The sequence below is a fragment of the Roseburia sp. AF20-18LB genome, from assembly GCF_003461185.1.
GTDB classification, from domain to species: domain Bacteria; phylum Bacillota; class Clostridia; order Lachnospirales; family Lachnospiraceae; genus Roseburia_C; species Roseburia_C amylophila.
In genome coordinates this window covers 1-14,201 of the sequence record NZ_QTWP01000009.1, presented here as the reverse complement: position 1 = coordinate 14,201, position 14,201 = coordinate 1, and the positions used below count along the sequence as shown (strand labels likewise).

Genomic DNA, 14,201 nt, shown 5'->3' with positions numbered 1-14,201 from the left:
CCATACCTTAATTTTTGCCTTTTGACAAGTCTATTCTGGTATTTTTTCTCGATTTTCCAGTGAAAACACACAAAAAATCCATTGAAACATTCTTTTTTCTCAAGGTAACTCAAATATCAGCTTATCTACCGTTACAAATTCATAACCCTGTGCCTGCAGCCGGTCAATAATCTCAAAGGCTGCCAGCATACTGCTGTCATAACCGTCATGTAATAAAATAATATCACCATCTTTGACATCCGTCATTACTTTATTGACGACTTTTTCCTTATTCTGCACCTCCCAGTCCCTTGGGTCTACATCCCAGAGCACCTCTATCATATTCATCTGACAGTCCAGATTCTTCTGGGTGCTTCCGAAAGGAGAACGCAAAAACTGCGGATATTCCCCGGTAATCTGATAAATGGCATCATTGGTCTTTCGAATCTGCTCACAGGCATCTTTCTTCGATAAGATGCCAAGGTTCACATGGGTATAGGAATGATTTCCTATGATATGCCCATCATCCTGAATTTTCTTTATCAAATCCGGATATGCCTCTGCTTTCTCTCCGATTACAAAAAAGGTTGCTTTGACATTGCGCTCCTTCAGCCCTTCCAGTAAATCTTTCGTACATTCCGGGCTTGGTCCATCGTCTGCTGATGTCAAGTAAGGACCAAAAATTTTGAATAAATTATTATTTTAGAGCTGACAAATTTCAAACTTGCGTGGACTAACCTAACTTATCTTAAAAATCCTCATTCTTCTCCACTGACCATCTTAAATCTGCATCATATTTTTTTAACTTGATGAAATCATCTGTAAAAATTTGTGTATGTCTAAAATCTGAATTTCGAAATTTCATATGTTCCCAGCTATTTTTCTTTAAAATTGCCTGAGTAAAGCTTGTGTTTTCAAAATCTATACTTATAAGCTGACTATCCTCAATAGATGAATTACTTAAATTTGCGTTTCTGCATGATGTTTTTGTAATTTCTATATTGCAAAGTTCTGCACCAATTAATATAATTTCATCTAACACACATTCTCCAAATATACTTTCTTGAACATTACATCTTTCCAAATCCGCCTTTTTTAAACTACAATTTATAAATTCAGAATTATTAATCGTTTCCTTTCTAAGTTTTATTCTATCTAAACATGAATTTGTAAACTTTACATTTTCTAAATGACACCTCTGAATTTTCGTAGTACCCCAATTTACATCCTCCACTTTCAAATCTTTAAATGCACAATCTACCACTTTAGTTAAGTCAAATTTTCCCCTTCTAATTTTGGCACCTGTAAAATTACAATTAATAAGAGTAGCATTACTAAAATCAATATCATCCAAAAGAGCATTTGAAAAATTTATTTTTTCTAATATTGCTCCTGAAAAAAACGCATTTGAAAGATCACTATAAGCAAAATCAATACCATTCAAATTTGTATTATTAAAGCTTGCTTTTCTTAAGCTCGAATCTTGAAATCCAACATTCTGCATACTCCTATTTTCAAAATTCAATCCATCGAGTAGACAGTTTTGCCCTATCGAGATTATATTATTATTCGATATAATTACTTTTTGCTTAAACATATCACACCAATCCGCAAAAATATTTGAATTTAATATTTGTATAAATTCACCATCTGAACTCCAAAAAGTAGTTTTCGTACTGTTTTTTTCTATTAACGCTCCTTTTTGATAAACTCGAATTAACAACAATGTATTAAATAATGTATTCTTGATTTTCTGATAATTGTATCCACTGTAATTATACGTCCAAATTGTATCATCAGCTAAAATAATTTTTGTATATATACTTTGCAGAAAAATCACCATACTCTCAAGATCACACTCATAATTCTTATCATCATATTGTAACTTATTATAAATGAACAAAAATGTTTGTTCCCATGTTGTTCCTGCTATATATCCGTATTGCATTATTTCACACATTGTTGTGAGAAAATTTTGTGGATTCTCAACATCATTTTCATTCATTAGCAAGCTCAGTTTATTATATATATACTCACCAAAAAAATAGTCCCGAATATTATTGTGATAAAATTCTAATGCACCTGCCTTACCATTGCTCTTCCAATATGCACAAAGGACACAACATTTTCGAACCCATTTTACAATTACGGAGTCAACCCCCGATTCATTTATGATTTCATCAAGTTCATGTGAACTTATATAATACCTCTCTTCCATTGAATTTTTAAACATTCTGAATGCAATACTACATACAATCTTATATAGAATCTCTTCATAATCTTTTATTGGATGCTCAAGACTATTATCAAAATTTTCATTATACTCTGTGTTAATGATTGCATTATGAAATATTTCATGATATAAAGCCCACACATTTCCCTGAAGTTCCTCTCGCATATCACATGCAACCAAAAGATATAGTGCCAAAGGTGTATCGGCTACTCCTGATGCTACATTATCATCTATATTTATTATATATTCTTTTGTTTTTTCAGGTACACTCTCCCCACAGCTCTCATACTTTTCTAACCACTGTTTTCTCTTTTCTTTATCAAAATGCAAAATTTCTGCCTTTTCAATGCTAAAATTTCTTGCATCAAATCTTCTTGTATCAATAAATTGTGGTCTAGAAGTTATAATTATTTTGTTATTCTTAAATATTTTTCTAATGGAAACAATCAAGTCCTCCATTCCCGTACTATGTATTCCTTCAATCATGCTCATTTCATCTGCACCATCTAGAATCAAAATACAATCAGCGAATAGAGTCTTAAACTTTTCCATTGTTTCAAAGCCTAAATATTCTAATAAAATCTCTTGAATACTTTTATTCCGATCGGAAAAATCTAGTTCACGTAATCTTACGCACACTAAATCACTATTAAGAAAAACTGCTTTACTTATATCATCTTTTTCTAAATAGTGATAACACAAATATGAAACTAGACTTGTTTTTCCAATTGCTGCATCGCCTTCAATAAACAATATTCTTTTCTTTGTTTCATTCCACAAAAAATTATCCAATATAACAATAAAATTGTCCAAAGAATACTCTTTAACTTTCATTTTAGGTTCTACAAACAATCTATTTAATGTAACCTTACTATTCCTAACATATCTATGTCGAAATAACTTTTCTGTAAAATTATCTGCATATTCTTTAATAATAGATTTAACCTTATTGTTAAGGCTATTTCCATGTTCAGATAACATTCCAAATACATTGATATTTTTATCCATAAAATGATTTATTTCAGTTAATAAATCATCTTCCCCATTGCTGGAAATTTCCGATATACTATTAACTTTATTAATAAGCGTGCTGAAATCCCAAATATTCTTTTTGTCAAAATTAACTTCATCTATACACACATACCCCTGATTATTCTCACCCTTATATTTTCTCTGCATGGTTGCGTCTTGCTTCATTACCATAAAATATAATGTATAATCATTTAAATTCACATTCTCCGCCAATTTAGACCTAATTTTCTTTTCATCGTCTTGCACTTTAGAAGTATATGTCGACGGATCTAATTTTTTTTGCACTCTTATTTCTCTAAGTTTCTCCGTCCACTCTGAGTATTCAAATACCTTATGCTTAATAGTATTAAGTGTTCGTATTATTTTTTCTGGTGTATCCGTAACTGTTACCTGTATAATTATTTTTTTATTTTCGCTGATCAAGTCATATCCCGAATTATTATATGTGACATTATTTGCATTTTTTAAATCCATATTATAAAGAATATTCAGCAAATCACACATAAATTGTTCTGCACTAATATTTATATCATGCATATTCAAATTTCCTGTATAATAAATGTATGCAGTGAGTACGCTCATTCCCATTATAAATCTTTTTATCACGTTCTCTCGTCTTATCATTACTGCTTCTCCTCATAATTCATTTGTAGATTATTCAATTAGTGTCTGCTGATTTTGAACCGAAAACAGTTTTCTAAAGAAAATTTGCATAAGCACAGTTACAATTTGTAGTACCACTTTAGCCATACTCCACTGCTATCCCATACCTTGGTGTTATAACTCACATCTCAAATACCAACTTATTATAATTTCCCTCTTCTGCTAATGCCCTAACCTTGTTCCATATCACAGTAGAAATATTCATTTCCCTTGTTAAGGCTACTGCCAACTCCTGTACTGTCATTAACACTATATTAACTTTTCTACCATTACATAATGTTTCAACTGCATCATTGCTATAGCCAGCAAAACTAATAAATAGCCCTCTTGTAAAGCCTGATTTTGAAGATACCTTTTCATTAAATACCACTAAATCACTTTTTTCAGTTAACTTGTTCGTCCATTTTGCTTCTAATAAATATATATCATTCCTTAAAACAAAACTTCCATCTATCTGCTCTCCCTTAATCCTAAAGCTTTCTCTTGGCTCTAACGCACAATCTTTGAATAGCCTATTTAAATATCTCTCAAATTGATATCCTCTTGCTTGCGGATTATCATGATAATCTGCCAACTCTTTAAGTTCATCAAGATACTTTTTAAAATCAAATTCTTTTTTGGGAGATTCAGCTACAGTATCAACCGATTTCTCAGAAATTTTCTTTCCGATTAAGCGATACCCTATTTGAGAGCATTTCTGAAAGATTTCATTTTTCTCATCTGTCACAAGTTTTCTTGCCTGCATATATTGCATTAGTCCAAGTAACAATTTTCCAACAATAACATTATCATAATCATCCATAATTGCTCTTAAGATTTTTGCCTTGGATAAATTATGATACTTTTTATAAACATCTATATTAATAGTATCAGCAACGAATCTTTGATATGTATAATTTGTGAAATCTAATACATAACCCATTTCCATGTCAAATAATCTCTCGAAATAATCTTTCTCTATATACGTCATCTGTGCCATAGATTAATACCTCCGTTGTCAAAAAATACATATATATTATACAATATTTTCCTACTATTGACATCTAAAATATTAACTATGGATAGATAATATACAAAAAGAAGAAGCCTTTCTGCTTCCTTAGGCTTCCTCTTTTCAGATTCTTACAATATTTCTTCAAATTCTTCCCGATACTTCCAGACAATTTCTATCCGCTTGTCTTCATACACTACGATTTTCTCTACCATCTCACTCATAAATTCTTCTGTCAATGCTTCACTTGTTCTATACCTTTCTACAAGATCAGCAGCACACTGATAATTCTTTTGTCTTTTTTCCAGCATATCAATCTGTCCGGAGACTTTCTCTATTTCTTTCCGTACCACTTCTTCCTGTTTGCTCAATTGGTCCTTTTCTTTCAAGAACATATCCTGCTTTACCCTGCTGGAACAGAACTGTTCATACAAATTGATTTTTTCAGCCGGAAAACGCTCTAAACTCTGCTTTAGTATTTTTTCCTGCTTCCTCAGCTTCTCAATCTGCTGCTCATAGAGACTCGCAACAGGAATTGTCGCAAACAACCGACAATGTTCCTGCCAGATAGTCCATATTGTCCTCTCAATCTGCTCTTTCTCCACACGAAGTTCATTGCACGCCGCATCATCCAGCAAGTTTCTTCGTTTACATAGATAATATGGTGTTTTGGTTTTCCGCAGTTCTAGCCGATTTCCACAACATCCACAAAAGACAATCCCCCGGTGGACGGAAGAACGGTCATATTCTGCTGTTTTTCTTTTTCTGATACTGTCATTTGCTTTTTTGAAAAGTTCCCGGCTGACAATCGCCTCATGATGTTCCGGTATCACAAACCATTTTTCTTCCGGCTGAGTTACCTTCCGTTTACTTCCAACCCTTGTGCGGACAGCCTTTCGATACACCATATCTCCCTGATATACCCGATTATGGATAATGGAATGTATCTTGTTACGATTCCATATATCTGCTTTATAATGCCGATTAAGCTGCTCTCCCTTTGCCTGCTTATAAGTCAGTCTAGTCGGTACTCCCTCTGCGTTAAGTTCAATTGCCAAAGTTTTTGCACTTTTTCCATCAGCCAATTCCCGAAAAATACGCCGTATCGTGACTGCTGCACCTTCATCAATTTCCATTCTTTTACCATCAGACGATTTTTGGTAGCCATACACCATACAACCTGCGTAATACTCTCCCCTTTTCATACAGGTTGTAACCCCGCTTTTTACCTTTTCAGACAAATCTCTGCTGTACATTTCATAAATAAAATTTTTGAAAGCTACATCCATTCCACCTGTCTGTCCGAAAAAATTTTTACTGTCAAACCCATCATTGATACTAATAAAGCGGATACCCAAAAAAGGAAATATCTGTTCCAAATAATCTCCAACCTCCAGATAATTTCGTCCAAAACGTGATAAGTCCTTTACGATAATACAATTTATTTCTCCCTGCTTGCATAGCCGAAGCATCTCTTTCATCGCCGGTCTGTCAAAATTGGTACCGGAATATCCATCATCTACAAATTCCCTGACTTCTGCTCCTTTAAATTCTTCCTTTTGCTCCATAAAAACATTGATAAAATTCCTCTGATTACTGATACTTACACTCTCAGCCTTTTCTTCAGAATCGCATAAATCTAAATCTTCCATAGAAAGCCGGATATACTTAGCAATCGTATACTTTTTCATTCCCCGACCTCCATCTCTTCTTTCTTCTCTAATAACCTCCGGCAATCATCCTCGAATCGGAATATAACATGTATACGTCCTCCTGCAAATACTTCTATCCGTTCTATCAAAGAATCTATCATGTCCTGTGTAACCGTATCCTGCCCTGCATACTGCTCTGCAGCCTGAGACAGTTCCAGATTATCTCCATAAGTTTCCTGCATTTCATGCAAAAGCAATTCTTTCTCTTTACGGACTTCATCAGTCTGTGCCAATGCCCTCTGATATTCTTCCTTGAGCATAAAATATTCCTGAACCGTAAGTAATTTGTCTTTATAGTCAAGATAACTGCTGCTCAATTTCTGTTGAAGCTGTACCTCTTTTTGTCCTAAATCTCTTATCTCCTTTTCAAGTACCATCCGTTTCTTACTGATTTCAATATTTCCGTTTCTTGACCTGATTATATCTCTGCTCTCTAAGAACATTTTTAGATATATCTGAACTGCCTCTGCTACCGCCTTTTCTAATTTTCCTGCACTGATATGCTTTTTCACACATCCCATTGCACCATTCTCCCTGTAATTTGTGCAGTAGTAACTCTTAGAGTTATGTTTGCCGACACTACACCCCATGGTAATGCCACAATCTCCACAAAAGATTTTTCCTTTAAACACATTATCACGTTTCGGATTTTCTTTTGCTTTTTCCAATTTCTTTTTATGCTCCTGCGCTCTCTTTTCATTCACAGCCTGTACCGCATCAAAGAGTTCTTTAGATACAATAGGCTTATGCATTCCCGGAACAACAATCCATTCCTCCCTCGGAACAGGATGCCTCTTTTCTCCCTTGTGCATAGCAGAATGCGTTTTACCCCGTACCATATTTCCCAAATACACTTCATCACGAAGCATATCCTCTATGGCATAAGCTTTCCAAAGCACATCCCTCAGCTTCTCGTTCTTTACGATTCCTTTTTCATAACGGTATGCACTGGGTGACTTTATTTCCTTCTCATTCAAAATTTTTACTATACTGCAATATCCATAACCCTCAGAGCGCAGTCCAAAAATATAGCGCACTACCTTGGCTGCTTCCTCATCCACTTCATATTTTCCCTTAACAGTTTTCGATTTCCGATAACCATAGGGTGCAACTCCGCCGCCATATCTGCCTTCTTTTTTCTTGATTTCTATGGCAGAGCCTACTTTTCTGGAAATATCCTTTGCATACACCTCATTGATAATATTTTTCAGCGGTATTTCCAGCCCATTCGTCAATGGTCTGCCGCTTTCAGAAGAAGCTGCAGCAAAAGTATCAAAGTGGTCTGTTACAGAAATGAACCGTATATTTAAGAAGGGAAATATCTTTTCCAAGTAATTCCCTATTTCCAAATAACTGCGTCCAAAACGAGACAAATCTTTCACAATAATGCAATTAATCTTTCCGCTTTTCGCATCTTCCATCATTTTTTGAAAAGCGGGACGTTCAAAATTCGTCCCACTAAAGCCATTGTCAATATAAACATCGAATACTTTCATATCCGCTTTGCTTCTGACAAAGTCCTCTAACAACGCTTTTTGGTTTTCTACCGTATTTTGATTATGTTTTCCGCTGTCTTCTTTTGACAATCGAATATATAATCCAACGGAGATTTCCTGTGTTTTAACCTCAGGTATTTGTTCCGCTCCCCGTTCTTCCTGCATCTTATCTCTCGGAACCGGGTGATTTCTGACTGTGCGTGCCATCAAATCACCTCCTCAAGCGCCACTTCCTGCTTAATTTCTTCTACTATCCCTAATAATTGCCTGATTTCATCCTGATAACGAAAGATAATTTCTATCCGATGATCCTCATATACATATATCCTGCTAATAAAGCGGACTAATATGGAACGCTTCAATTCTATCTCTTTACTTGTCAAAAATTTCTCTAGTAAACTTTCCTTTTCGTATCCGCCATCCAATAACATTCTTTTTTTCTTTCCTAATTCTGTAATAGCCCTTTGAATCTCTTCAATTCTATTATCCAATTCTTTTTTAAACAGCATATACTCGTCCTGCGTAATCAGTTCCTTTTTATAGTCCTCATAGCATTCCAATTTTAACCGGTTATATTTTTCGATATCTTCTTTCCGTTTTTCTGACTGCAGCACCAGTTTTTTTATCTTATCTGAATTACCGGATGTCTCCCGTATATACCGAATACTCTCCTGTAAATCGCCCAATTGTTTCAAATGAAGCTGCAATGTCTTTGTTATGGCCATGTTCAAGGTATTCTCACTGATTCTATGACTACTGCATATATCTTTGTCCTTCTTATTTCCAGAACAGACATAATATACATATTCTAAAGAACCACTGCGAACCTTTTTTCTTACCATGCTGCATCCGCAGTCCGCGCAGACAAGATAACCGGAATATACAGAAACTGCACTTTTTCCTGTACTTACCCTTGTGTCCTTCTGTAAAATATCTGAAATAAGTTCAAAATCAGTTCTGCTTATAATTGCCTCATGCGCATTTTCTACCCGAATCCATTCTTCCTTCGGTTTCTTTTCCCTCACCCTGACTTTATAATTGGGGGTACTCTCCTTTCCCTGTATCAGAGTTCCCATGTAAACTTCATTTGTCAAAACACGCAGAACTGCAACCGCAGTCCACTTCGCCCTGCTGTGTGTCTGGAATACCGTCTTATATCCGCTCCCCTGCTCTTTCTTGTATTCTGCCGGAGAGAGCACTCCCAAACGGTTCAGTTCATCGGCAATTGCCTGTTGGCTCATTCCCTCCATTTTCATGGCAAAAATTTCTTTTACAATCTCTGCCGCACACGGATCGACAATCAGTTTATTTTTATCCTCTCCCCGCATATATCCATAGACTGGAAAAGCACCAATAAATTCACCGCGTTTTCTCTTTACTTCCAAATGGCTTCTGATTTTGATTGATATGTCCCTGCAATATGCGTCATTGATTAAATTCTTAAAGGGAACAATTATATTATTCGATAATGCCGCATCATCAGCACTGTCGAAATTATCATTGATTGCTATAAAGCGTACTCCAAGAAAAGGAAAAAGCCTCTCAATATATTTTCCAACCTCGATATAGTTTCTTCCTAATCGTGACAGGTCTTTGACAATGACACAGTTTATCTTCTTGTCCTTAATGTCCTGCAGCATCCTCTGAAAATCAGGTCTGTCAAAATTTACACCACTGTAGCCGTCATCAATGTAAAAATCTACAACCCTAATTTCCGGTTTGCTTTGCAGATAATCTTCAATATATTCTTTCTGATTTTCAATACTGTTGCTTTGCAGAGTTTCACTTTTGGCAATATCATCATCCTCTTTGGATAAACGAAGATAGCCACCACATAGATATGTTTTAGATAAGTTATTTGACAGCATAAAAAACACTCCTTATTCATATTAGCCAGAACAATCTGCTATAAATAAGAAGTGATTTCTATTTCTTTAGTCCTATACACATATTAGCACAGAACTTCTCCTTTTTCCAGACCTTTATAGCAATTTTCATTCTATATTCCATCCGCCAGTTCCCGCAGTCTTTGTTTCAGACTAACTTCTTCTGTAAAAGAAGATTTTACTATTACATCCCCTACCATAAAACAATATGGGTTCTTTATATTTCTTAAAAAAGTTCTCATCTGCATTTCTTTATCTTCACAGTCTGAATCATCTTTTGGAATCCTTGTAATATCTATAAGCTCATCCCGCTTAACCGTTCGTATATCAGCAGACTTCAGCTTTTCCCAATTCTCCATTTTTCACTCCCAAAATCAGCAAACTGGCTTATCTTACTATATGACAGCCAGCTTGTTCGATATTCCTTTATAAACTTCACATTTCTTCCATCGCCTTCATACATTTCCCAGCCCTGACAACGGCAATGCAAGCCACCAGAAATATAAGAAGCAGGGTGCCTGTTACAGCACCCACTGCAATCCCTATGATTTTCATTCTTCGTTCCACTCCTTATCCATAAAATAACTGTCCGCTTTCTTCCTTATAATAAAATCTGCCACATCCATAAGCCTGTCCGTAACCGGCATGGTCGGGAGTGTGTTCAAAATCTCTGTACGGTATCTGCCACGCAGGGATGCTCTGCTATCTAAAATAGAAAATACCGCCGTGTCCTTTTCCCTGCGGATTCCCCTCCCGAACCACTGCCTGAGTTTAATCAGCATTTCCGGGATGATGATGTCCCTGCGGTATAAGTCGAAGTCCTCGTACTGGTTTCTCTGGTATTCCATAACCGGATCCGGCACGGGGAACGGCAGTTTTACCACAATCAGGCTGGAAAGAATATCCCCTGCAAGATCAATTCCCTCTCCGGCACTATCACTGGCAAACAATACTCCGTTTCCACTTCTTCGGAATCTGTTTATCACATCCAGTCTGCCTCTGCCCATAAGAAACAGCGGATAATCGGAAAGCTGCTCCTTCAAACCATAAAACACTTTCTCCATAAGCCAATAGGATGTAAAAAGAATCAGGGTATGCCCATGGGTGGCAGACACAATCTGCAATATTTCCGCCATCACCGCCTGTATGTACCTGTCATCACGGATATTTGGGAACGGCATACGCTCCGGTATATAGAGCAGACCGTTACTCTGAAAATCAAAAGGTGACGGCTTGCTGGTTTCCATGATTCTGGAAGAAGCAGCAAAAGACAACCCTGTCATCTTATTAAAATGTCTGAAATCGCCCCTGACTGACATTGTGCCGGACGTGACAATGACCGGTATCATTCTGCTCCAGATATCACGAAATAAAATCTGCTCCAATTCCATAGGAACCGCACACAGGGCAAGCCTGCTGTTCTCCCTCTTTTCCATCCAGCAAATGTAATTATCACTGTTTAGAAATACCGTCAGCTTGTCTGCCAGCTCCTGACAACGTCTTTTCAGGTTCTGCATCCGCATTTTCTGTCCGCTGTTTTCCTGATAGGATAAGGGAAGCTGCTCTAAAATCTTTATCATGTTCCTGACATAACTTTTTTCCATAACACCTATTGTTATTTCAGTCCTGCTTCCCTCTCTTGTGTGATTTCCTGTCAAATCACCTGACAGCCTGTCAAATATTTTCCTGTTATATTCCTCAAGCTGACTCCGTAATACACTAAGTTCATCTACTGCTGTACTTCTTCTGCTCACTTCACTCAAAGTCACAATAAGTTCTGCCTCCTGCTCATTCCAGACTGTGCTGTACATCTGTCTGGCAGCGTCTATCAGCTTGTGGGACTCGTCAAACACCATTGCACCATATCCCGGAAAAAGAGATTTTCTTCCCTGTTTCTGCCCAATCAGATCGGCAAGGATATAATTATGATTCGTAATCTGAAAATCAAAACTGCCTGTCATACACTTCTTTTTAAAATTCATAAATCTGCATAAAACAGAATACGGGCATGACCTATTACAGTGAAACACATTGATTCTTCCTTTTACATAAGGTGTCAGACTTGCATCATCCAAATCAATCCTGTCATCTCCATTCTCTCCCAGCCTTTCCAATTCCAGTATCAGATCAGCGTCCGCTTCTCTCTGCAAATTTATGATGGCTGTCTCATATATCTTCAATCTGGAGTCACAAACATAATGCTGTTTTCCTTTTCTCACCACAAAAGATAATGGTTTATCAATGATATGGTGTTCTAAAAGAATGCCGGATATCTGCGGTATGTATTCCTCTGTCAATGCTTTCTGTAAAGCTATGGTAGATGTGGATATGACCGCCGGAACCTTCCTGCCCAAATAAATGTTATATACCGTCAGTGCAAGGATATATGCGTGAGTTTTTCCTGTCCCCACTTCCGCCTCACATAAAGCCAGTTTGTTTTCCTGCAATGCCCGGAGCATTTCAAGAGAAAGTTCTTTCTGTTTTACCCTCAGGTTCATTCCATGTTTCGGTAAAATCTCATCAAATAAATAAATCAATAATTCTTCTGCACTCTTTGCCATCGTTACGCCTCCTAAAATTTCTTAGTGCCATAAAGCAGCACAGGAATAGGCTGGAGGTATTGGTTTGGCTTTTTACTAACAAAAATGAGTTTCCATCCAGCCCATGATTTCTACTGCTTTATAGCGTGAAAAGTACTTCTAAGGCTCACACCAGCGGGTGCTTCGCCAAGAAGCACTAGGTTTCACGCCGGGAAATGCCAGGAACAGGCATTTCCCCATATATAGTGCATCAGCCATCCTGCCGGTAAGCAGGCATCATAAAAGCCGCCCACATTCTTTCTCAAACGTGGGTGTACATTTTCCCGTCACTTATGCGGGCCACTGGCGTGGAAGTATCATTATCTCCGACCGGTATCATCGCATCCTGCCCCACCACGGGCAGTAAAGCCACGGGTAGTTCCCGCTCAGGATAGTGCGGTTCTTTTCACACTGGTCCGTCATGGCGTACCCTGACTTGTGCTTTCCGGCTCTCCGGCCGGTCGGATATGTGTCTGATGCACAGATATGAAGTTGTCAAAGTGCAGTAAAAGGGGAATATTTTTAAACAAAAGAAAACCCCTTCACCTAATTCGCCGCTAGGTAAAGGGGTCTGCCGAAAAAAATTTATTTTTTACAATAATTTTCTCAGTTTCTCTAATATCTTATATTTTCTTGACTGTAAGGTTGTTCTGGCTATTCCTAATTTCTTCGCCAGTTCCACCTCACTGATTTCCTGATAGAACAGAGCATGAATGATAGCTGTCTCCTCGTCTGTAAGTGTATGTAAGGCTTCGTTCAGTTTCTCCAGCATGACCGCCCGAACTGCCACATCCTCTACATTCTCCGCTTCCTCTGCAAATTGCTTCTCTGCTTCCAGAAGCCGCTCGTAAGAATCTTCCCTGCTGGAAATGACAATTATCCCTCCGGTTTCCTTATCCACCTTTATATGCTCCTGTTTCAGGTCATGGGTAAAGTATTTCTCCTTACGCTGCCCTTTGTAATAAGCCTCGTACAGCTCCTTACTGACCTCAAAGGTTTGTCCGTTCAGTCCGATATAATATTTTTCTCTTTCTGCCATCTATGGCTTTCTCCTTTCCGATTTTTGAAATATTCAAAATCGGAAAGGGGCGGTGCCCGGATATGGCAGGCAAACTTCTTATGCTTCAAGAATTTTGCACATAAAAAAAACCGGACAGTAAAAAAAACGTCCGGCTATCGTATTTCTATCAGTAAAAAAACCGTTCATGCTTTTCTCCTTTCAGCCTGAACGGTTTTTTTAATTACATTTTATTCTTTCTGTTTGTCCCAATATTTGAATATTACCACCCAAGCATTTATATAGGTTGATAAAATATTGAAACTATTCGGTACATATCATTAAACTATCTTCATGTTCCTTTATCTATATCATAAGCCATTTACTTACGAAACTTTTCAATACCTTTGGGCTGCTTCGGTTGATGAAGGCAATACATACATCTACTGTCTGCTGCCACCTTTACAGAATTTCGAGCCACCTTCTCTAATATTATTGCCATTACATTTCTCTTTTCCATTTAGAAATACCTCCTTTTGATTTGTAGTATAAAACTTTTGACCATTCTTTTTTTATGCTTGTTGAATTTTCGATACAGCTCGTCATTTTTCCTGTATAGATCCATACATAATT

Annotated in this window: 10 protein-coding genes; all 10 read right to left on the bottom strand. The window is 37.0% G+C overall.

Features of this window, described 5'->3' with window-relative positions:
- Positions 1–99: 99 nt before the first annotated feature.
- On the bottom strand, positions 100–648 hold the full coding sequence (locus DWX65_RS12980) for a polysaccharide deacetylase family protein (protein WP_158564746.1): 549 nt from the start codon (positions 646–648) through the stop codon (positions 100–102).
- A gap of 79 nt (positions 649–727) precedes the next feature.
- The gene (locus DWX65_RS12975) at positions 728–3,868 is read right to left on the bottom strand and encodes a pentapeptide repeat-containing protein (protein WP_118173576.1); all 3,141 of its coding nucleotides are present in this window, start codon (positions 3,866–3,868) and stop codon (positions 728–730) included.
- 160 nt (positions 3,869–4,028) lie between these two features.
- Positions 4,029–4,886 carry a restriction endonuclease gene (locus tag DWX65_RS12970; protein WP_118173575.1) on the bottom strand — a complete coding sequence of 286 codons (858 nt, stop codon included), beginning with the start codon at positions 4,884–4,886 and terminating at the stop codon, positions 4,029–4,031.
- Between the two features lie 143 nt (positions 4,887–5,029).
- A complete protein-coding gene (locus DWX65_RS12965) occupies positions 5,030–6,589 on the bottom strand; it encodes a recombinase family protein (protein ID WP_118173574.1) in 1,560 nt (519 codons plus the stop codon).
- Complete coding sequence (locus DWX65_RS12960) at positions 6,586–8,313, bottom strand: recombinase family protein (RefSeq protein WP_118173573.1); 1,728 nt, start codon at positions 8,311–8,313, stop codon at positions 6,586–6,588. Before DWX65_RS12960 ends, DWX65_RS12965 begins: the two co-directional genes overlap by 4 nt.
- Positions 8,313–9,974: a recombinase family protein gene (locus tag DWX65_RS12955; RefSeq protein ID WP_118173572.1), complete on the bottom strand. Its 1,662-nt coding sequence runs from the start codon at positions 9,972–9,974 to the stop codon at positions 8,313–8,315. The genes DWX65_RS12960 and DWX65_RS12955 overlap by 1 nt, the downstream gene beginning before the upstream one ends.
- Before the next feature lie 131 nt (positions 9,975–10,105).
- Positions 10,106–10,351: a DUF6870 family protein gene (locus DWX65_RS12950; protein WP_118173571.1), complete on the bottom strand. Its 246-nt coding sequence runs from the start codon at positions 10,349–10,351 to the stop codon at positions 10,106–10,108.
- 192 nt (positions 10,352–10,543) lie between these two features.
- On the bottom strand, positions 10,544–12,553 hold the full coding sequence (locus DWX65_RS12945) for an ATP-dependent DNA helicase (RefSeq protein ID WP_118173570.1): 2,010 nt from the start codon (positions 12,551–12,553) through the stop codon (positions 10,544–10,546).
- 610 nt (positions 12,554–13,163) lie between these two features.
- A complete protein-coding gene (locus tag DWX65_RS12940; RefSeq protein ID WP_118173569.1) occupies positions 13,164–13,610 on the bottom strand; it encodes an RNA polymerase sigma factor in 447 nt (148 codons plus the stop codon).
- A gap of 340 nt (positions 13,611–13,950) precedes the next feature.
- Positions 13,951–14,088, bottom strand: coding sequence for a cyclic lactone autoinducer peptide (locus DWX65_RS12935; protein WP_118173568.1), 138 nt, complete (start codon positions 14,086–14,088; stop codon positions 13,951–13,953).
- Between the last annotated feature and the right edge of the window lie 113 nt (positions 14,089–14,201).